Here is a 21,087-nt window from a genome sequence, read left to right on the forward strand (position 1 = left end):
CTGAAGTTTTATGCTGAGATTCTTGCTGCAGCGCCTGCTGGCGCTGATCCCTGTGTTGTTCACGGTGGCGGTCATCGTGTTCCTGATCCTTCGGCTCACGCCGGGGGACCCGGCCGCCGTGATCGCGGGCAACAACGCCACCAACGAAGACATCGACCGCATCCGTGAGCAACTGGGCCTGACCAAACCGTTGTTCACGCAATTTGGCATCTGGTTGATGGGCGTGCTGCAAGGTGACTTGGGCTATTCCTTTTACCTGGGCAAACCGGTGACCGAACTGATCGCCCAGCGCATCGAGCCCACGCTGTCTTTGGCGGCGGGCACCATGGTGCTGGCCGTTCTGGTGGCGGTGCCTTTGGGCACGCTGGCCGCATGGCGCATGGGGGGCTGGCTGGACCGCATCTTGTCCGGTTTTGCGGTGGCCGGGTTCTCGGTGCCGGTGTTTGTGATCGGCTATGTGCTGATTTACATCTTTGCCATTCAGCTGCAATGGTTGCCTGTGCAGGGTTACCGCCGTCTGTTTGGTGAGTTCTCGCAAGGGGTGGGGGCCTGGGCTTACCAGCTGGTGCTGCCTTGGTTGTCACTGGCCACCATTTATGTGGCGCTGATTGCGCGGGTCACGCGCGCCAGCGTGTCCGAAGCCCTGACCGAAGACTACATCCGCACCGCCCGCGCCAAAGGCGTGACCGAGCAAGCGGTCTTGCTGCGCCACGCGCTCGCCAATGCGGCGGTGCCCATCGTCACGGTGATCGGCATCGGCATTGCGCTCTTGATCGGCGGCGTGGTGGTGACCGAGACGGTCTACGCCATTCCCGGCCTGGGTTCGCTCACGGTGGACGCGGTGCTCAACCGCGATTTCCCGGTCATCCAAGGTGTGGTGCTGTTTTTCAGCGTGCTGTATGTGTTGATCAATTTGTTGGTGGACTTGAGCTACCTGTGGCTTGACCCCCGGATTCGTTACTGATGAACGCCATCTTCCGAAAACTTCTCGCGCACACCACCGTCCGTTTGGGCTTGGGTGTGCTGGGCCTTTTGATCCTGATCGCCTTGGTCGCCCCTTGGTTGGGCACGGTCGACCCGGCCGCCATGGACTCGGCCAACATCAACACCGCCCCAGGTGTGGTCGGTCAGTTCGGCTTGCTGGATGGCAGCAGCGTGGCCCACACCTTCTGGATGGGCAGTGACAACTTTGGCCGCGACATCTACAGCCGCGTGCTGTTTGGCACCCGTGTGTCTTTGCTGGTGGGCTTGTTCACTGCCACCGTGGCCTTGGCCGTGGGCGGCTTGTTGGGCATGCTGGCGGGTTACTTTCGCCTCATGGACGCGGTGCTGATGCGTTTCATGGACGGCCTGATGGCCATCCCCGCCATTTTGCTGGCCATTGCGCTGGTGGCAGCCTTGGGTGCTCAGATCTGGACCGTGGTGGTGGCCATCGCCATCCCTGAAATCCCGCGTGTCACGCGCCTGGTGCGCGCGCTGGTGCTGAGCTTGCGCGAGGAGCCTTTTGTGGAAGCGGCCCGCGCTTTGGCCACGCCCACGCCGGTCATTTTGGTGCGCCACATCCTGCCCAATGCGATGGCGCCACTGATCGTGCAAGGCACCTTCATCGCAGCCAGCGCTGTGCTGACCGAAGCCATCTTGAGTTTCTTGGGTTTGGGCCTGCCGGCCGACATCCCGACCTGGGGCAACATCATGGCCGAGGGCCGGGTGCAGTTCACCCAGTACCCCGGCAATGTGCTGTTCCCCGCGCTCTTTTTGGTGCCCACGGTGCTGGCCATCAACCTCTTGGGTGACGGTCTGCGCGATGTGCTGGACCCCAAATTCGCGAAGCGGAGCGGCGCATGACACAGACCGCTTCTCAAGCCGTTCTTTCCATTCGCGGCCTCTCGATCGCCTTGCCCTCGGGCGGTGACCGGGCGCACGCCATCACCGAAGTGTCGCTCGAGATCTTGCCGGGCCAGACCTTGTGTGTGGTGGGCGAATCCGGCTCGGGCAAATCCGTCATGGCCACCACCGTGATGGGCTTGCTGCCCAAAGAACTGCAGGCCGTGGCGGGCGATGTTGTTCTGCAAGGCGAGTCCTTGCTGAATGCCTCTGCGCTGCGGCTGCGCCAATTGCGCGGCAAGGCCATGGGCATGGTGTTTCAGGAGCCCATGACGGCCCTGAACCCGGTCATGAGTTGCGGTGACCAGGTGGACGAACTGCTGTCCACCCACACCGACTGGCCTGCCGAGCAGCGCCGTGCCGAAATTTTGCGGGTGTTCGAGCGGGTCAAGCTGCCCGACCCGGCGCGCATGCTGCGCAGCTTCCCGCACCAGTTGAGTGGCGGGCAGCGTCAGCGCATCGTGATCGCGATGGCCGTGATCTTGAAGCCTGCGCTCTTGATTTGCGACGAGCCGACCACGGCTCTTGATGTCACCACGCAAAAAGAAATTTTGCGATTGATCGCCGACCTGCAGCGCGAGCAGGGCAGTGCGGTGCTCTTCATCACCCACGACATGGGCGTGGTGGCCGAGATCGCCGACCAGGTGCTGGTCATGAACCAAGGCCAGGCGGTCGAGAGCGGCGACTGCGACCAGGTGCTGCGCCGCCCCCGCGCCGAGTACACGCGCCAGCTGCTGGCCGCCGTGCCCGGCATGACGCCGCCGCCCGCCAAGCCTGAGCCCGCAGGGCCCGCCCTGCTGTCGGGCCAAGGCGTGGGCAAGACCTACATCAGCCACGATTGGCTGGGCCGCAGCCGCCCCACGGCCGCCCTCATGGACGCGGCTGTGGCCGTGCGTGCTGGTGAGACGGTGGGCATCGTGGGCGAGTCGGGTTCGGGCAAGTCGACCTTTGCACGTTGCCTGATCCGCCTGATCGACCCGACCGAAGGCCAGATTTTTTGGGACGCCGACGACGTGGCCCGCATGCCCGAGGGCCAGTTGCGCCCGCTGCGCCACCGCGTGCAGGTGGTGTTCCAAGACCCGAACCGCTCGCTGAATCCGCGCCGCACCGTGGGCCAGTCGATGGTCGAAGGTGCGATGAACTTTGGCCAGTCGCGTGATCAGGCCGAAGCACTGGCGGTAGAGTTGATGGCGCAGGTGCGTTTGCCGGTGGAGGCCTTGAAGCGCTACCCCAGCCAGTTCAGCGGGGGCCAGCGCCAACGCCTGGCGATTGCCCGTGCCCTGGCCTGTCGCCCGCAGGTGCTGGTGGCCGACGAGGCCGTGAGCGCGCTCGATGTGAGCGTGCAGGCCCAGATTCTGAACCTGCTGCGCGAGGCGCAGTCGCGCCTGGGCCTGGGGCTGCTCTTCATCACGCACGACCTGCGCGTGGCCGCCCAGCTGTGCGACCGTGTGATCGTCATGCACCAGGGCCGCATCGTGGAGCAGGGCCGCACGATCGACCTGTATGCCAACCCGCAACAGGACTACACCCGGCGCTTGTTTGACGCCGCACCGGCCGCATTGCCACCCCTGGACTGAACACAAGAGACGCTGCATGACCCGCATCCTGATCGCTGGTTACCAGCACGAAACCAACACCTTTGCGCCGAGCTTGGCCGATTGGGCCGCTTTCAACACGGGTGAAAACTTTCCGGCCTTTGTGCGCGGGCAGGCCATGCAGGCGCAACTGACGGGCATCAACATCCCGGTGGGCGGCTTCATCGACGCTGCCAAGCGCGAAGGCTGGCAGCTGGTGCCCTCGGCCTGGGCCGGGGCCACGCCCTCGTCGTATGTGACGCGCGACGCGTTCGAGCGCATCAGCGCGGCCATCCTCGAAGACGTGCGCTCTGCCATGGTGCAGGGGCTCGATGGGGTGTACCTCGACCTGCACGGCGCGGCCGTGGCCGAACACGCCGACGACAGCGAAGGCGAATTGATCGCCCGCATCCGCGCCGTGGTCGGTCCGCAGGTGCCCATCGTCGCCAGCCTCGATTTGCACGCCAACGTGACCGAGCGCATGCTGCGACTGGCCGATGGCCTGGTGGCGTACCGCACTTACCCGCACATCGACATGGCCGACACCGGCGAGCGGGCCGCCGTGCTGATGCGCGAGCATCTGCGCGCCGGGGCCAAGCGAGCGGTGCAGGCCAAGCGCTTGCCGTTTTTGATCCCACTCAACGCCCAAAGCACCTGGATGCAACCGGCCCAGGCGCTCTACGACACATTGACGCGCATCGAAGCCGAGACGGGCTGCATGCTGAGTTTTTGCATGGGCTTTCCGGCCTCGGACTTTGCCGAGTGTGGTCCGGTGGTCTGGGGCCACGGTGGTTCGGTTGATTCGGCCGTGCAGCGCCTCTATGAACAGGTGAGTGAGCCCAGCCAGTGGCGACCTGATGTGCTGCCCGCACGCGAAGCCGTGGCCCAAGCCCTGTCGGTGGCCGAGACGGCCAGCGCTCCGGTCGTGCTGGCGGACACGCAAGACAACCCCGGCGCAGGCGGCGACAGCAACACGACCGGCATGCTGCACGCCCTCTTGCAGCAAGGCGCGGGCAAACGCTGGCCTGGGCAGGTGGCTTTGGGTTTGTTGTATGACCCGGCGGTGGCCCGCAAGGCCCACGAAGTGGGTGTGGGTGCCAGCCTTGACTTGGCGCTGGGCAAGGCCGTGCCCACATTCACCGGCCAAGACAGCGACCCACCCGTGCAAGGCCGATTTGTGGTGCGCGCGCTGGGTAGCGATGACTGCGAACTCAAGGGCCCGATGATGACGGGCGTGAAGGTCCACATCGGCCCCTGTGCGTGCCTCGAGATCGACGGCGTGCTGGTGGCGGTGGCCAGCGGCAAGATGCAGATGCTCGACCGCGAACTGTTTCGCGCTGTGGGCATCCACCCTGAGCAGATGAAGCTGCTGGTGGTCAAAAGCTCCAACCATTTCCGCGCCGACTTCACGCCCATCGCCAGCCGCGTGTTGGTGGCCAAAGCCGCCGGACCCATGGCCGCCGACCCGGGTGATTTGCCCTGGAAAAAACTCAGCCCTCAAACCCGCACAAGACCTTGAAGGTCTTGGCGTGAACGCATCACCACCGACAGGAGACACACATGAGCACCACCGACCTGACCCAATGCACTGCGCACGAACTGGTACAGCTGTACCGCACCGGTCAGGCCAGCCCGGTAGAGGCCACGCAGGCGGTGCTCTCGCGCATCGAGCGCATCAACCCGCAGATCAACGCCTTTTGCCTGGTCGATGCCAAAAGCGCGTTGGCCAGCGCCCGCGCCAGTGAAGCGCGCTGGCAAGCGCACCGCAGCACAGGCGCACCCGTTGGCGAGCTCGACGGCGTGCCCACCAGCATCAAGGACCTGATCCTCACCCAAGGCTGGCCCACACTGCGCGGCAGCCGCACCGTCGACCCGAACCAGCCCTGGGAGGTGGACGCCCCGGCCACAGCGCGCCTGCGCGAAGCGGGCGCGGTGCTGCTGGGCAAGACCACCACGCCCGAATTTGGCTGCAAGGGCGAAACCAACTCGCCCGCCACCGGCATCACGCGCAACCCCTGGAATGTGAACCACACCCCCGGCGGCTCATCGGGCGGCGCGGCTGCAGCCGTGGCCGCAGGCCTGGGGCCGCTGGCCGTGGGCACCGACGGTGCGGGCAGCGTGCGCATCCCGGCCGCTTTTTGTGGCAACGTGGGCCACAAGCCCAGCTTTGGCCGCGTGCCGGCCTACCCCTTGTCGCCCTTCGGCTCGGTGGCGCACCTGGGCCCGCACACCCTGAGCGTGCGCGACGCGGCCATGATGATGAACGTGCTCAAACAGCCCGACGCACGCGACTGGACATCCCTGCCGCCTGACGCCACCGACTACACCGTGGGCCTGGAAGACGGCATCCGCGGCCTGCGCATCGCTTACTCGCCCACGCTGGGTTACGCCAAGAACGTGCACCCCGAAATCGCGGCCTCGGTCGATCAGGCCGTCAAGCAACTTCAGGCGCTGGGAGCGCATGTGGAGCAGGTGGACCCGGGCTTTGAAGACCCCCTCGACATCACCACCGGTCTGTGGTTCCTCGGCGCTTACACGGTCTGGTCTGGGCTCAATGCCGAGCAGCAGGCCCTGGCCGACCCCGATTTCCGCGCCGAGGCGCAATTGGGCGCCCAGCTCAGCGCCCAGCAAGTGCAGCAACTCCACCAGCGCCGGGGTGTTCTGGGCTCACACATGCGCCAGTTCATGCAGCGCTACGACTTGCTCGTGACGCCTTCGGTGTCGATTCCCGCATTTGAGGCACGGCCTGCAGGCACGGTGCCGATGGACCCGGTCAGCATGCTGGGCTGGACGCCGTTCAGCTACCCCTTCAACCTGACGCAGCAGCCGGCCATCACCGTGCCTTGCGGATTGACGAAAGCCGGATTGCCCATGGGCTTGCAGATCGTGGGCCCGATGTTTGGGGATGCTTTGGTGCTGCGTGCGGCGCGGGCTTATGAGTCGGTGCAACCGGTGGCGCGTCCGCGCATCGGCTGAGGCCTGTCACCAGTTCCACAAGGTCCCGTCGTGCTGCAGCCGGTTCACCGGCAGATAAGCCCTTTGGTAGGGGTACTTCGCAGCCAGCTTTTCGTCGATGTCCACCCCGTGGCCGGGGGACTCGCCGCAATGCATCATGCCGCGCTCGAAGCGGTAGTCGTGTGGGAAGACCGAGAGCATTTCTTCGCTGTGGGGCATGAACTCTTGCACGCCAAAGTTGGGCACCCAAGTGTCAAAGTGCAGGGCAGCGCCCATGCACACGGGTGACAAGTCGGTCGCGCCGTGGCAGCCGGTGCGCACTTGGTACAGGCTAGCCAGGTCTGCGATGCGCCGCAGGTGGGTGATGCCGCCTGCGTGGACCACGGTGGTGCGGATGTAGTCGATCAGCTGCTTTTCGATCAGCGTCTTGCAGTCCCAGATGCTGTTGAAAATCTCGCCCACCGCGATCGGCGTGGTGGTGTGGTGGCGTATCCACTGAAAGGCATCCTGGTTTTCGGCCGGGGTCGGGTCTTCCATCCAGAACAGGCGCATGGGCTCCAGCGCCTTGCCCAGTTGCCCTGCCTCGATGGGCGTCAGGCGGTGGTGCACGTCGTGCAGCAAATGGATGTCGGGGCCGACGGCTTCGCGGACGGCTTCAAACAGGCCGGGGGTGTGGCGCAAATACTTTTCGGTGCTCCAGTCGTGTTCGCTGGGCAAGTTGCCGTCGGCGGGTTCGTACATGCGGCTGGCACCATGCTGGCCACTCACGCCATAGACCTTGTTCAGGCCCGGCACGCCGCTTTGGGCGCGGATGGCCACGTAGCCTTCTTCTTTGTGGCGCAAAACTGCGTCCACCGTCTCGGCGGTGTCGCGGCCGTTGGCGTGGCCGTAGACCATGACCCCGGTGCGGCTGCGTCCGCCCAGCAGTTGGTACAGCGGCATGTTGGCCATCTTGGCCTTGATGTCCCACAGGGCGGTGTCCACGGCGGCAATGGCGCTCATGGTCACCGGGCCGCGCCGCCAGTACGCGCCTTTGTAGAGGTATTGCCAGATGTCCTCGATCTGCTGCGGGTCGCGCCCGATCAGGCAGGGAATGATGTGGTCTTCGAGGTAGCTGACCACGGCCAGCTCGCGACCGTTGAGCGTGGCGTCGCCGATGCCGTACACGCCTTGGTCGGTCTCGACTTTGAGGGTGACGAAGTTGCGGCCGGGGCTGCAGACGATGACGCGGGCGGCGGTGATTTTCATGTCAATTCAGTGGGGGCAAGGCCATGCGTTTGCAACGGCGTGGACAGGGGGGCGGCTGTTGGTCTGCGGCTTGAGTTCCGACGTGAGACCTGTTGATTCGGCCCTTTGAAGTCTTGAACGAAAGGCATGCTGTGTGGCTTGGGGTAGGAGCCCACCCCGTGGGCGATGGGCGTGGAACAAGGCCCCAAGAACATCGCCCTGCCAACCATCGCCCACAGGGGTGGGCTCCCACAGGAGGAGGGCATCGGCATGGGTCATGCTGCTGCGGCCAGCAGTTGCTGGATGGCCGCATCCACACCATGCTGCAGGACTTGCTGGTGCCAATGCGTCACGCGGGCGACCCATGCGGCGTGGCTGGGCAGGGCCTTTCCCCACAGGTCTTCGCGGGCCAGCAGGGCGTGCACGCAGGCTTCGGGCTCGGTGCGTTGCGCAGCGCCAATGGCCATCAGGCTCTCGGCTTGTGGGTCGTTCAAGGTGTAGGCCTGGCCTTGTTCGTCCACGCCCAGCGTGTAGCGCAAGAAGACGGCTGCGGCCAGCGCGTGGTGTTCAAACGAAGCGCCTTGAGCGATTTGACCCAACACCGAGGGTGGCCAGCGCTGCGGGATTTTTTGCGAGTTGTCGGTGGCGATCTGGTGCACGCTGTGCTTCAAATACGGGTTGCCAAAGCGCGCGATCAGCGCGTCGCGGTACTCGGCCCAGTCGCTGCGGCTCAGGTGTGGCGCGACTTCGCGGCTCATGAGTTGGTGCACGAAAGTGCGGATGTGCGGCACCCCGATGCAGCTGGCAATGAACGGCCTGCCGGTGACTGCACCCATGAGCGCCATGGCCGAGTGGCTGCCGTTGAGCATGCGAAGTTTGGCTTCTTCGTAGCTGTGCACATCACCCGTCACGCGCACACCGGCGCTTTGCAGCAGGGCCGCATCTGTCGGATCGGCAAAGCGGTCTTCGACCACCCATTCCCAAAAACCTTCGGTGCTCAGGGCGCAGTGGTCTTGCAGGCCCAGCGCCTCTTGTGCAGCCGCCATCACTTCGGGCGTGGCGGCGGGCACGATGCGGTCGACCATGCTGCACGGAAAGGCGCACTGCGCGTCCAGCCAGCGCAGCAGTTCGGTGTCTTGCGCTGTCATGTCTTGGGCTGGTATCTCGGCCTTGACCAGCGCTTGCAGCTTGTGGCCGTTGCCTTGCAGGTTGTCGCACGAAGCGACGGTGATGCCGGGCAAACCTTTTTGCTGGCGCAGGCGCAAGCCGTCCCGCAGCAGTTGGCCCAACGCCGGGGTGTAGCCTTTTTCGGTCACTGTGAGCGTGACCCAGCGGGTGCTGGGCGCGGCAAGGGCCTGAACCACCGCATCACGCTCGGTCGCGGCCACGTTCATGCGCCACAGGGCTCCGGGCACTTGCCACTTCACACCCTGACCATCTGCCACGCGCACGGCATACAGGCCGTCTTGGGCTTTGAGCTGGTTCACCAGATCAGGCCGTGTCATGCCCACGCCGTGGATGCCCCAGCGCGTGTCGCCACTGGCCAGCAGTTGGTCAAACACCATGGCCTGGTGTGCACGGTGAAAGGCACCGAGGCCCAGGTGCACCACGCCGGGGGCGTGCGATGTGCGGTCATGCGCAGGCGCTTGAACGGTGGCGGGCAGCATCGTGAGTGAGTGGGTGCAAAGGTGCATGGTGTCAAAAGGTGTGGGTTGAAGCAGAGGGCATTTCTTTGTAGGAGCGCACCCTGTGCGCGATGGGTGTGGAACACACCCTGGTCATGGGGCCGCAAGCGCCCCATTCGCCCACGGTGTGGTCTCCGGCTCGGTAGAGGTTGGTTTTCTGTAGGAGCGCACCCTGTGCGCGATGGGCGTGGAACACGCCATGACTGGATGGACCGGAAAGCCTGGAGTTGCCCACGGGGTGGGCTCCTACACCGTGTTCAGGCTGTCCCCGCATCATGATCTGGTCTGCAGTTTTTTCTCGGACGCCTCAATCTCTGCCCAAGTCGCGTCGTCAATCCAGATGCCGTGTTGCTCGCGCTCGGCGCGTGCAGTGCGTTCGGGCTCGCCGGCGAATTTGACGCCATCGCTGCCGGGGGCATCGGGGCTTTGGCGCAGCCAGTCGGCAAAGGCCAGGGCTTCTTGTTCGAACATGGCTTGTGTGCCCAAGCGCACCGGGTCGATCAGCATCGTGAGCATGCTGTTGAGCACGGCGCGTTTTTCATCCGCTTCGCGGTGCCAAGTACCGCCGCCGGTCAGCGCACCGCCCAGCAGTTCGCAGGCCATGGCCATGCCAAAGCCTTTGTGGTCACCAAAGGTCATGAGTGCGCCAAACAAACCGTTGGACTGCGGCACCACCACCACGCCGGGGTCGGTGGTGGGGTGGCCGTGTTCGTCGATCAAATAACCGGCTGGGACCTGTTCGCCTTTGTTGTGCGCCACGCGCATCTTGCCTTGCGCCACACGGCTGGTGGCAAAGTCCAGCACAAAGGGCGCGCGGCTGCCCATGGGCACGCCGATGCAGCAGGGGTTGGTGCCAAAGCGGCCATCGCCACCGCCAAAGGGCGCCACCACGGGGCGCGAGAGCACGTTCACAAAATGCACCGAGACCAGGCCTTGCGCCACGGCCATTTCGGCAAAGTGGCCGATGCGGCCCAGGTGGTGAGAGCGGCTCAGGGCCACGGTGCACACGCCGTGCTGCTTGGCGCGTTCAATGCCCATTTGCATGGCTTGCACGCCGGTGATTTGGCCGTAGCCGCGCTGGCCGTCGAGGTTGAGCAGCGGGCCGGTGTCCAGCAAGACCTTGACGCCCGTGTTGGGACTCAGGCCCCCTTCGAGCACGGCATCGACATAGCGCGGCACCATGCCCACGCCGTGCGAGTCGTGTCCGCTCAGGTTGGCCATGACCAAGTTGTCGGCCACCTGCGCGGCTTCGGCGGGGGTGCTGCCGGTCATGGCGATGATGCGGGTGATGTGCTGGCGCAGATCGGTGGCTGGGATGAGTTGGCTCATGAGGGGGGCTTTCAAGACGATGAGGTTGTAGCGGTGTACCGCTGTGCGCGATCGTTTTTGGGGCGTGTGCCACGCCCATCGCCCACGGGGTGGGCTCCTACATGGAGGGTGTGGGTCTTTGTAGGAGCGCACCCTGTGCGCGATGTTTTTTTGAGGCGTGTGCCACGCCCATCGCCCACGGGGTTGGCTCCTACACGGAGGGTGTTGGTTTTTGTGGGAGCGCACCCTGTGCGCGATGTTTTTTTGGGGCGTGTGCCACGCCCATCGCCCACAGGGTGGGCTCCTACACGGAGGGTGTGGGTCTTTGTAGGAGCGCACCCTGTGCGCGATGTTTTTTTGAGGCGTCTGTCACGCCCATCGCCCACGGGGTGGGCTCCTACAGGGAGGGTGTGGGTCTTTGTAGGAGCGCACCCCGTGCGCGATGGGGGGTGGACCATGAGGCAGGCCAATGGATTCACATCACCGCGCCCACTTGCCAGGGCACAAACTCGTTTTGCCCGTAGCCGTGGCGCTCGCTCTTGGTGGGTTCACCCGAGGCGGCGGCCAGGATCATCTCGAAGATGCGCTGACCCATGTCGGCGATGCTCACGCCGCCGTCCACGATTTCGCCGCAGTTCAGGTCCATGTCTTCTTCTTGCTTTTTCCAAAGCGCGGTGTTGGTCGAAAACTTCAGACTGGGCGAGGGTGCGCAGCCATAAGCGCTGCCGCGTCCGGTGGTGAAGCAAATCAGGTTGGCGCCGCCCGCCACCTGGCCTGTGGCGCTGACCGGGTCGTAGCCGGGCGTGTCCATGTACACAAAGCCTTTGGCGGTGACGGGCTCGGCGTATTCGTACACCGCTTGCAGGTTGCTGGTGCCACCCTTGGCCACGGCACCCAGAGACTTTTCAAGGATGGTGGTCAGGCCACCCGCCTTGTTGCCGGGCGAGGGGTTGTTGTTCATCTCGCCGCCGTTGATGGCGGTGTAGTTTTCCCACCAGCGGATGCGCTCGATGAGTTTGTGTGCCACTTCAGGTTTCACGGCACGGCGCGTGAGCAAATGCTCTGCACCATAAATTTCGGGTGTTTCGCTCAGGATGGCGGTGCCGCCGTGCTGCACCAACAGGTCCACCGCTGCGCCCAGCGCCGGGTTGGCGCTGATGCCCGAATAGCCGTCCGAGCCGCCGCACTGCAGGCCTACGGTGATGTGCTCGGCGCTGCAAGGCTCGCGGGTGATGGCGTTGGCGCGGGGCAGCATTTCTTCGATCAGGGCAATGCCTTTTTCCACCGTGAGGCGCGTGCCGCCCGTGTCCTGGATGTTGAAGACCTTGAGCGTGTCGCCCTCGCGCAGACTGCTGTGTGCGAGCCAGGTGTTGAGCTGGTTGGCTTCGCAGCCCAGGCCCACCACCACCACGCCCCAGAAGTTGGCGTGTGTGGCGTAACCGGCCAGCGTGCGCTCCAGCAGCTGGATGCCCAGCCCTTCGGTGTCCATGCCGCAGCCGGTGCCGTGGGTCAAGGCGACCACGCCGTCCACATTCGGAAAGTTGGCGAGTGCCGAGGGGTTGTTGCGTTTGGAGAAATGGTCGGCAATGGCGCGTGCCGCAGTGGCCGAACAGTTCACGCTGGAGAGCACACCGATGTAGTTGCGTGTGGCCACGCGACCATCGCTGCGTTTGTAGCCCATGAAGTTGGCTTGCTTGCGCATGGGCTCGGGTTTGACGTCTTGACCGATGGCGTAGTCGCGCTCGAAGTTGCCTTTTTCAGCGCCCATGTTCAGGTTGTGCGTGTGCACATGTTCACCCGGTGCAATGGCCTGTGAGGCGAAGCCAATGATCTGGTTGTAGCGGCGCACCGGTTCACCGGCAGAGATGGCGCGGGTCGCCACTTTGTGGCCCGGCGGGATCAGGCCGCGCACGGCCACGCTGTCCACCGTTGTGCCGCTCATGAGTTGAGCGCGGGCGATGACCACGTCATCGGAGGGATGCAGGCGAATGAAAGAACTCATGGCAAAGCCTCAATAAAACTGCTTGGGCAACCACAGCACCAAGCTGGGCACGTAGGTGATGACGATCAAGCTGCCCAACAATGGGAACAGCCAAGGCAAGATGGCGCGTGTGGTGGCTTCCACGCTCAGGCGGGCCACACGGGCCAGCACAAACAGCACCATGCCCATGGGCGGGTGCAACAGGCCGATCATCAGGTTGAGCACCATGACCAGACCGAAGTGCACCAAGTCAATGCCCAGCTTCTGGCAAATCGGCACCAGGATCGGCACGAGGATGGTGATGGCCGCGGTGGGCTCCAAGAAGCAGCCGACAAACAGCATCAAGGCGTTGGCCAGTAACAGGAAGACCCAAGGCGTTTGCGTGAAGCCCAAAACCCATTCGCTGATGGCCGAGGTCACGCCTGTGGCGGTGAGCATCCAGCCAAAAATGCTGGCGGCCGCCACGATGAACAGAACCGTGGCGGTGGTCTCCACCGTGTCCAAGCAGATCTTCACGAACATCTTGAAGTTGAGCGTTCGGTACCAGAAGAAGCCCAGTGCAATCGCCCATACGCAAGCGGCAATCGCGCCTTCTGTGGGGGTGAACACGCCGGTGGTCATGCCGCCGATCAGCAGCACGGGCGTCATGATGGGCAGCACGGCTTGAAAGTTGAAAAATTTGTCCGCCGCGAACAGCACCAGTAAGGCGGCAAAAACGGTGATTTGCGGTGGCGTGCCCATGGCGGTGACCAACCACCAGATGGACAAGGGCCAAGCCACAACCACGCCGGTTTCGGCCAGCGCCTTGATGACTTTGCCCCAGTCGAATTTGACGTCGGCACCCCAGCCGTTTTTGTGCGCGAAGAAGGCCACGGTGAGCATCATCAGCAGCGCCATCAGGATGCCAGGCAAGATGCCCGCCAAGAACAAGGCTCCCACCGACACGTTGGCCATCATGCCGTAAATCACGAAGGGCAAGCTGGGCGGGATGATGGGGCCAAGTGTGGCCGAAGCCGCCGTGACGCCCACCGCAAACTCGGTGCTGTAGCCGTGGTCTTTCATGGCCTTGATCTCGATGGTGCCCAGGCCTGCCGCGTCGGCAATCGCCGTGCCACTCATGCCAGCGAACACGACCGAGCCGACCACGTTGACGTGGCCGAGGCCCCCTTTGAGCCAGCCCACCAAGGCCAGCGCGTAGTTGTAGATGCGGTTGGTGATGCCCGCGTTGTTCATCAGGTTACCCGCCAGAATGAAAAACGGCACGGCCAAGAGCGGAAAGCTGTCGATGCCTGAGACCATGCGGTGGATGACCACAAAAGGCGGCGAGCTTTCAACAAAGAACAGGTACAACAAAGAGGCGCCCGCCATGGCGATGGCCACCGGAATACCGCCACTCATGAGGATGAGGAAAAGAATTTTCAGCATGGAATAACTTTCAGAGGGCGTGTGTTCAGCGGTCGGTGATGTCGGACTCGGGACGTTCCAGCACGGTGTAGCCGCGCTGCCAGTGCACACGGGCCACCCACATGGCACGCAGTGTCATGGCGGCAAAGCCCGCCATGACGACGCCGTACACCAAGTTCATGGGCAAATCGATGATGGTCATCTTGTAGCTGCCCAGCTTTTCCATCATTTGGCCCGTCAGGAACGTGGCGGCGGCAAAGAAGGCCACGCGCATCGCATCGACCAGTGTGGCCATGGCGCGCGACAGCCAGGCGGGCATGAAGCGGTAAAAGAAATCGACTTGGATGTGGTTGTTCTTGGCCACCCCGATCGTGGCGCCGGTGAAGACGGTGGCGATCAGCATGTAACGGGCAATCTCTTCGGTCCATGAAGCCGAGTTGTTGAGCACGTAGCGTGTGAAAAATTGGTAGAAGACCGTGATGCCCAGCATCCAGAAGAAAGCCAAAGCCACCCAAGCTTCGATGGGGGTGCCAGACAGGTCGACTGCGTCATCGGTGGCATGGAACTGGCCATCGTCGCCCATGACTTTGGGCATGGCATCCAGATCGGGAAGGTCGCTCATCTTGTGTCCTTGAATTCAGAGAAAAAAGCCAGCCAGACCGGGGCCCGACTGGCTTGAAGCCGCGGTTTTATTTGGCAGCCTGGATCTTGTCGTAGTCAGCCCGAGTGAAGCCCATCGACTCCAGGGGCTTGTTCTTCATGACCGCATCGACAAAGCTCTTGCGGTCGACTTCGACCACTTGCAGGCCTTTTTTCTTGAATTCGGCCACCAACTCGGCCTCACGCTTTTTGATTTGTGCGGTAGAGCGAACAGCGGCTTCTTGCATCACGTCAGTGAACATCTTCTTTTCGGCATCGCTGAGCTTGTTCCACAGGTGTGGTGCCACCTGGGTCGTCAGGCCATCGACGATGTGGCCGGTGAGCATGATGGCTTTTTGCACCTCGTAAAACTTCTTGGCTTCGATGGTGGTCAGTGGGTTTTCCTGAGCCTCCACGGTGCCGTTTTGCAAGGCCAGATAGACCTCGGCAAAAGCAATCGGTGTGGGGTTGGCACCGCAGGCTTCAGGTGTGGCGCGGTAGGCGGGCACGTCGGGCACACGGATTTTCAGCCCCTTCATGGCGGCGCAGTTCGGAATGGGCTTTTGCGCTGTGGTGTGGCGAGCGCCATAGTAGGTGTAAGCCGTCACCTGGATGCCGGTCTTGGCGCGGAACTCATTGACCATTTCCTGGAATACCGGGCTCTTGGAGTAAGCGATCAGGTGGTCGCCGTCACGGAAGATGAAGGGGTAATAAGCGATGCCAAAGCGCGGGTAGGTGCGGGCCGCAAAGGAGGGGCCGCTGATGATGATGTCCACCGTGCCCAAGGTCAGGCCTTGGTTGATGTCGGTTTCCTTGCCCAAAGTCGAGGCGGGAAAGACCTGGATGTCGAATTTGCCGTTGCTGCGTTTTTTGATTTCTTCGGCAGCCCAGACCGAGTCGGTGTGGTACGGCTCGGACGTCTCGTAAGCGTGGGCCCATTTGAGTTTTTGCTGGGCCTGTGCACCTGCGCTCATCAGCAGCGTGCCCATAGCGACTGCGCCCAATGCGGCCAGGGTTTTCAGGGTGAATCGTTTACTCATTTTTGTCTCCTCAATGGTGTTGGAAAAAATGCTGACGCGAAAACTGCATACCCCTATCGGGCGGGAGCGCGGCGCCAGCTCGCGCTGTATCTTTTGTGGGCTTGTTTCAGGTGCTTTTGCATGGCTTTGCGGGCTGCCGTGGCGTCGTGCGCTTCAATCGCGTGCAACACGGCCTGGTGTTCGGCGATGGCGGCTTGCCATGACTCGGGGTGTTCAAAGTAATCGCTCAGCCGCTCGAACAAAGGACCGTTGCGGGCGAGCCAAAAGCGTTGCACGGTGTCCAGCAAAACGCTGTTGCCGCAGGCCTTGGCGATGGCTTCGTGAAAAGCCTCATCGCCCCAACGAGGCACTTCATCTTGGGCGGCTTCGAGAGCCATTTTTTGAAGAGCTGCGCGGATGGCTTGCAAGTCTTTTTTCTGGGCGTTGTTGGCGGCCAGCGCGGCCACCTCGGACTCTACGAGGATGCGTGCGCTCATCACTTCGAGAGGCCCCCATTGGGCCGGTGTGTCTGTTGCTCGGCTGCTGACGGAACGTTTGGGGCGTGTGGTGCTTTGCACGTAAATGCCCGAGCCGGTGCGCACTTCGATCATGCCTTCGACTTCGAGCGCGATCAGCGCTTCGCGCACCGAAGGTCGGCTCACGCCCAGTTGCGTGGCCAGGTCGCGCTCGGCCGGCAAACGAGAACCCACCGCGAATTCGCCTGAGGCCATCAGTTGCCGAAGTTGCTCGGCAATCTGGCGGTAAAGGCGCTGGGGTTCAATGCTTGGGGTGGGCATGCGAGGGATCAGGGATAACGTGAATTGGAGAATTGGTCAGACCAGTTGCACAATCATCACATGTTCAGATTTGACCGGTCAAGCCATTTCGGCTCCGCACAAACCCGCATGGCTGCTGTTGCCTTGGCGACGCAGGCACTGCCTGCGGCCTGATCGGCACCACGTTCATGGATCGATTCACGCATGCCTAAAGCCACCATTGACCGCGTGAGCCTTCGGCAGGTGAACTTGCCGCCCAAGGTCTTGCGCACCGATGCCATCCAGTCCTTTGTGACGCAAGAAACCATTTTGCTCACGCTGCACTGCAGCGATGGCATCGAAGCCACGGGCTATGCCTACACGATTGGCACCGGCGGCTCGTCGGTCATCTTCTTGCTCAAGGACCACTTGGCACCGCGCCTGATGGGGCTTGAGCCGGTCATGGTCGAGGCGATTTGGAAGGACTTGTTTTTTCACACCCACGCCACAGCAGTGGGGGCCATGACCAGCTTGGCGCTCGCCTGTGTGGACACCGCCTTGTGGGACTGGCGTGCACAAAGCCAAGGCCTGCCGCTGTGGCGCTTGCTGGGCGGGGCGCAGGCGCGTGTGCCGCTGTACACCACCGAAGGTGGCTGGCTCCACTTGTCGCCACAGGCCTTGGTGGACCAAACGCTGGAGGCACAAGCCCAAGGCTTCAAAGGTGCCAAGATCAAGATCGGCAGGCCCCATGTGAGCGAAGACGTGGCGCGCCTGAGCGCCGTGCGCGATGCGGTGGGGCCAGGCTTTGATCTGATGACCGACGCCAACCAAGGCTTCAACCGCGCAGAAGTCGTGCGCCGTGCACGGGCTTTTGATGGGCTGGGGCTGGCCTGGATCGAAGAGCCCCTGCCCGCCGAAGACGTGTCGGGCCACCGCCAGTTGCGCGAGCACACCCCCATCCCCGTGGCGGTGGGCGAGTCGATGTACCACCCGATGCAGTTTCGCGAATACCTGGAGCAGGGCGCGTGCTCGATCGTGCAGCCCGATGTGGCGCGCATCGGTGGCATCACGCCGTGGATCAAAACCGCGCACTTGGCCGAAACCTTTGACGTGGCGGTGTGCCCGCACTTCTTGATGGAGTTGCATGTGAGCCTGTGCGCGGCCGTGCCCAACGCCACCTGGGTGGAATACATACCGCAGCTTGACGACATCACCACATCGCGCATGCAGGTGCAGGACGGTTATGCCCTGCCCCCCGAAACGCCTGGCCTGGGCATCGCCTGGGACTGGGCGGCTATTGAACAATGTCAAACGACCCACATGGAGATCCAAGCATCATGAGACTCAAAGGAAAAATCGCACTGGTCACCGCTGCCGGTCAAGGCATTGGCCAAGCGGCCGCATTGGCCATGGCGGCCGAAGGCGCGACCGTGTACGCCACGGATGTGAACGCCGAGCTGCTCAAGTCGTATCAGGGTGTGGCCAACGTGCACACCGCCGTGCTGAACGTGCTCGACAAGTCGGCCATCGCCGCGCAGGTGGCCAGCTTGCCGCGCATCGACATCATCTTCAATTGCGCGGGCTTTGTGCACAACGGCAACATCGAGTTGGCCACCGACGAGGATTGGGAATTCGCCTTCAATCTGAACGTGCGCTCGCAGTTCTGGATGATCCAGGCGGCTATTCCCAAAATGGTCGCGCAGTTCGAAAAAGATGGCCGTGGCGGCAGCATCATCAACATGGCCAGCGTGTGCTCCAGCGTCAAGGGCTTGCCCAACCGCTTCATTTACGGCACCAGCAAGGCGGCCGTGATTGGCCTGACCAAGAGCGTGGCGGCTGACTATGTGCGCCAGGGCATCCGTTGCAACTGCATTTGCCCCGGCACGGTGGACACGCCATCGTTGCAGGACCGCATCAACAGCTATGCCGACCCCGTGCAGGCGCGCAAGGACTTCATCAACCGCCAGCCCATGGGGCGGCTGGCCCAGGCGCACGAGATTGCGCCCATCGTGACCTTCCTGGCATCGGACGAGTCGATTTTTGCCACCGGCAATGCCTACATGGTCGATGGCGGCATGACCATTTAACTTTTCAGAAAGACCGACATGAATATGCTGGACATGAAAGGCCGCCATGCGGTCATCACCGGTGCAGCCACCGGTTTGGGTTTTGCCATTGCGCAGCGCATGCTGGCTTCTGGCGCACGCGTGACCATCTGGGACCGTGATGTGGCGGGCATGAGCGCTGCCGCAGATGCGTTGCGGGAACAAGTGGCCGGTGCTGTGGTGAACACGGTGCAGGTCGATGTGGCCGACCACGCTTCGGTGGTGCAAGCCACGGCGCAAACCACGGCTTTGGCCGGTGTCGATGTGCTGGTCAACAGCGCGGGCATCACCGGTCCCAACGTCAAAGTGTGGGATTACCCAGTCGATGCCTGGAAGCAGGTGTTCGATGTGAACGTGCACGGTCTGTTCCACTGCTGCCGTGAACTGAGTGCCCACATGAAAGCGCGCAACTACGGGCGCATCGTCAACATCGCTTCGGTGGCGGGCAAGGACGGCAACCCCAACGCCAGCGCTTACAGTGCGAGCAAGGCGGCGGTGATTGGTCTGACAAAATCGCTGGGCAAAGAGCTGGCCGACACCGGTGTGCGCGTGAACTGTGTCACCCCGGCGGCTGTGAAGACGGCGATCTTTGATCAAATGACGCCCGAGCACATCCAGTTCATGCTCTCTAAAATCCCGATGGCCCGCTTTGGCGAGCCTGAAGAAGTCGCCGCCATGGTGACCTGGCTGAGCACCGAAGAATGTTCCTTCTCCACCGGCGCGGTCTTTGACCTGTCCGGTGGCCGTTCGACTTATTGATTTTTTTACACACAGAGAGGTTTTATGAAACTCGTTCGCTATGGCCAACCCGGCAAAGAAAAACCCGGTCTGATTGACGCCGATGGCCGCTTGCGCGACCTGAGCAGCGTGGTCAAAGACATCACGCCTGATCTGCTGAACGACAAGGCGCTGGCCAAGTTGGCCAAGGTCAAGACCGACAAGCTGCCTTTGGTGCGCGGCAAAAAACGTTTTGGCACACCCATCTCGTCGACCAGCAAGTTCATCGCCATTGGCCTGAACTACGCCGACCACGCGGCCGAATCGGGCATGCCGATCCCCAAAGAGCCCATCGTGTTCACCAAGGCGATTTCGTGCATTCAAGGCGCGGACGATGACGTCATGCTGCCCAAAGGCTCCAAAAAGTCCGACTGGGAAGTCGAGTTGGGCATCGTGATCGGTACACGCGCACGCTATGTCACGCAAAAAGACGCCCTGAACCATGTGGCCGGTTACTGCGTGGTCAACGACGTGAGCGAGCGCGAATACCAGCTGGAGCTGGGCGGCAGCTGGGACAAGGGCAAAGGGTGCGACACCTTCGGCCCCGTGGGCCCATGGCTGGTCACGCGCGACGAAGTGCCCAACCCACAAGCCCTGGGCATGTGGCTCGATGTGAACGGCGTGCGTTACCAGACCGGCAACACCAAGACCATGATCTTTGGCGTGGCCAAATTGGTGAGCTATGTCAGCCAGTTCATGACGCTGGAGCCGGGCGACATCATCACCACCGGCACCCCTCCAGGTGTGGGCATGGGCGTCAAGGTCGACGGCAAGCCCGCACCGGTGTTCCTCAAGCGCGGCGACGTGATGCGTTTGGGCATTGAAGGCTTGGGCGAGCAAACCCAGAAGGTCGTGGCGTTCAAGGCCTGAACCCAAACCATCGAAAGAAGCCATGTCGGGGCTGAAGCCGCCGGCCTACAGGGGTCTTGTAGGTCGGCGGCTTCAGCCCCGACGCTTTGTTGCTGCCGATTTATCCTGATGCGTGAAGGGTACTTTTGATCATTCTTGGTTTTGGTGCAAAATAGAACGACCGTTCTATTTTAAATGGCCATGACCGATCGCAAACCCACTTCCAAAGTTCAGAGTCTGCCCGCGCCCGAGACGGGGCGCCGCGTGCTGATCAAAGGCCAGCAGACCAAGGCCGTGATCATCGATGCCGCTTTGGGTCTGGCGTCGCAAATCGGTCTCGAAGGCCTGTCGATTGGCGCCTTGGCCGAAGTCACCGGCATGAGCAAGTCGGGTGTGTTTGCCCACTTTGGCTCGCGCGAAGAACTGCAAATTTCCGTCATCCGTGAATACCACGACCGGTTCGAAGCCGAGGTGTTTTATGCGGCCATGCAAAAGCCCCGGGGCGTGCCGCGCCTGCAGGCCTTGTTTGACAACTGGATGGTGCAAACCTCGGCCGAGATCGATTCGGGCTGTATTTACATCAGCGGTGCGGTGGAGTTTGACGACCGCACGGGGCCGGTGCGGGATGCCCTGGCCTCGTCGGTGGCCACCTGGCAAACCGCCTTGCGCCGCGCTGTGGAGCTGGCCCAAGAAGAAGGCCAGTTGAGCCGCCAAGCCGATGCGCACCAGATCGCCTTCGAGATCCATGGTTTGATTTTGGCCTTGCATTACGAAGCACGCTTTTTGCGAAACCCCGCTGCCACCGAGCGTGCACGTCAGGGGTTTTCTCACATCCTGTCCCGATACGCGGTGGCGCCTGCTTCTGCGCCTGCGCAGACCGCTGCCAAAGCCCGTCGCAAAACGGCCGACTGATTTTCAATTTCTC

General features: G+C 62.8%; 18 protein-coding genes. 10 read left to right on the forward strand and 8 right to left on the reverse strand.

The window, feature by feature from the left end:
• Positions 1 to 10: 10 nt before the first annotated feature.
• The 5 genes from B9Z52_RS13410 to B9Z52_RS13430 are packed head-to-tail and all read left to right on the forward strand — an operon-like array spanning position 11 to position 6,434.
• Positions 11 to 964 (forward strand): ABC transporter permease, encoded by a 954-nt coding sequence (locus B9Z52_RS13410; RefSeq protein ID WP_100172285.1) that lies wholly within the window; start codon positions 11 to 13, stop codon positions 962 to 964.
• Positions 964 to 1,845, forward strand: a complete 882-nt coding sequence (locus B9Z52_RS13415) for an ABC transporter permease (protein ID WP_108414358.1) — start codon at positions 964 to 966, stop codon at positions 1,843 to 1,845. The genes B9Z52_RS13410 and B9Z52_RS13415 overlap by 1 nt, the downstream gene beginning before the upstream one ends.
• Positions 1,842 to 3,461 carry an ABC transporter ATP-binding protein gene (locus B9Z52_RS13420; protein WP_108414359.1) on the forward strand — a complete coding sequence of 540 codons (1,620 nt, stop codon included), beginning with the start codon at positions 1,842 to 1,844 and terminating at the stop codon, positions 3,459 to 3,461. Before B9Z52_RS13415 ends, B9Z52_RS13420 begins: the two co-directional genes overlap by 4 nt.
• A 16-nt stretch (positions 3,462 to 3,477) precedes the next feature.
• A complete protein-coding gene (locus B9Z52_RS13425) occupies positions 3,478 to 4,977 on the forward strand; it encodes a M81 family metallopeptidase (RefSeq protein ID WP_108414360.1) in 1,500 nt (499 codons plus the stop codon).
• 41 nt (positions 4,978 to 5,018) lie between these two features.
• Entirely contained in the window at positions 5,019 to 6,434 is a 1,416-nt protein-coding gene (locus B9Z52_RS13430; RefSeq protein WP_108414361.1) for an amidase, read from the forward strand.
• Positions 6,435 to 6,440: 6 nt separating this feature from the next.
• Here B9Z52_RS13430 and manD read toward each other — a convergent pair whose 3' ends face one another.
• The 8 genes from manD to B9Z52_RS13470 all read right to left on the reverse strand — a co-directional run bounded on the left by manD (position 6,441) and on the right by B9Z52_RS13470 (position 16,473).
• Entirely contained in the window at positions 6,441 to 7,661 is a 1,221-nt protein-coding gene (gene manD / locus B9Z52_RS13435; protein WP_108414362.1) for a D-mannonate dehydratase ManD, read from the reverse strand.
• 254 nt (positions 7,662 to 7,915) lie between these two features.
• The gene (locus B9Z52_RS13440; protein WP_108414363.1) at positions 7,916 to 9,334 is read right to left on the reverse strand and encodes a mannitol dehydrogenase family protein; all 1,419 of its coding nucleotides are present in this window, start codon (positions 9,332 to 9,334) and stop codon (positions 7,916 to 7,918) included.
• 264 nt (positions 9,335 to 9,598) lie between these two features.
• The gene (locus B9Z52_RS13445) at positions 9,599 to 10,654 is read right to left on the reverse strand and encodes a malate/lactate/ureidoglycolate dehydrogenase (RefSeq protein ID WP_108414364.1); all 1,056 of its coding nucleotides are present in this window, start codon (positions 10,652 to 10,654) and stop codon (positions 9,599 to 9,601) included.
• A 454-nt stretch (positions 10,655 to 11,108) separates the two neighbouring features.
• A complete protein-coding gene (locus B9Z52_RS13450; protein ID WP_108414365.1) occupies positions 11,109 to 12,635 on the reverse strand; it encodes a UxaA family hydrolase in 1,527 nt (508 codons plus the stop codon).
• A gap of 9 nt (positions 12,636 to 12,644) precedes the next feature.
• On the reverse strand, positions 12,645 to 14,039 hold the full coding sequence (locus tag B9Z52_RS13455; RefSeq protein WP_108414366.1) for a TRAP transporter large permease: 1,395 nt from the start codon (positions 14,037 to 14,039) through the stop codon (positions 12,645 to 12,647).
• Positions 14,040 to 14,064: 25 nt separating this feature from the next.
• Positions 14,065 to 14,640, reverse strand: a complete 576-nt coding sequence (locus tag B9Z52_RS13460; protein ID WP_108414367.1) for a TRAP transporter small permease — start codon at positions 14,638 to 14,640, stop codon at positions 14,065 to 14,067.
• A gap of 67 nt (positions 14,641 to 14,707) precedes the next feature.
• On the reverse strand, positions 14,708 to 15,697 hold the full coding sequence (locus B9Z52_RS13465) for a sialic acid TRAP transporter substrate-binding protein SiaP (protein WP_108414368.1): 990 nt from the start codon (positions 15,695 to 15,697) through the stop codon (positions 14,708 to 14,710).
• A 53-nt stretch (positions 15,698 to 15,750) separates the two neighbouring features.
• Complete coding sequence (locus tag B9Z52_RS13470; protein WP_108414369.1) at positions 15,751 to 16,473, reverse strand: FadR/GntR family transcriptional regulator; 723 nt, start codon at positions 16,471 to 16,473, stop codon at positions 15,751 to 15,753.
• A gap of 183 nt (positions 16,474 to 16,656) precedes the next feature.
• On the opposite strand from B9Z52_RS13470, the gene B9Z52_RS13475 reads away from it, so the two are divergent.
• The 5 genes from B9Z52_RS13475 to B9Z52_RS13495 all read left to right on the forward strand — a co-directional run bounded on the left by B9Z52_RS13475 (position 16,657) and on the right by B9Z52_RS13495 (position 21,074).
• The gene (locus tag B9Z52_RS13475; RefSeq protein WP_108414370.1) at positions 16,657 to 17,772 is read left to right on the forward strand and encodes a mandelate racemase/muconate lactonizing enzyme family protein; all 1,116 of its coding nucleotides are present in this window, start codon (positions 16,657 to 16,659) and stop codon (positions 17,770 to 17,772) included.
• Complete coding sequence (locus B9Z52_RS13480; protein WP_108414371.1) at positions 17,769 to 18,518, forward strand: SDR family oxidoreductase; 750 nt, start codon at positions 17,769 to 17,771, stop codon at positions 18,516 to 18,518. Before B9Z52_RS13475 ends, B9Z52_RS13480 begins: the two co-directional genes overlap by 4 nt.
• Positions 18,519 to 18,536: 18 nt before the next feature.
• Positions 18,537 to 19,295, forward strand: a complete 759-nt coding sequence (locus B9Z52_RS13485) for an SDR family NAD(P)-dependent oxidoreductase (RefSeq protein ID WP_108414372.1) — start codon at positions 18,537 to 18,539, stop codon at positions 19,293 to 19,295.
• 24 nt (positions 19,296 to 19,319) lie between these two features.
• The gene (locus B9Z52_RS13490; RefSeq protein WP_108414373.1) at positions 19,320 to 20,183 is read left to right on the forward strand and encodes a fumarylacetoacetate hydrolase family protein; all 864 of its coding nucleotides are present in this window, start codon (positions 19,320 to 19,322) and stop codon (positions 20,181 to 20,183) included.
• A 180-nt stretch (positions 20,184 to 20,363) separates the two neighbouring features.
• Entirely contained in the window at positions 20,364 to 21,074 is a 711-nt protein-coding gene (locus B9Z52_RS13495; RefSeq protein WP_199222101.1) for a TetR/AcrR family transcriptional regulator, read from the forward strand.
• Positions 21,075 to 21,087: the final 13 nt, after the last annotated feature.

Source organism: Limnohabitans sp. Jir72 (assembly GCF_003063575.1).
Classification (GTDB): Bacteria; Pseudomonadota; Gammaproteobacteria; order Burkholderiales; family Burkholderiaceae_C; genus Limnohabitans_A.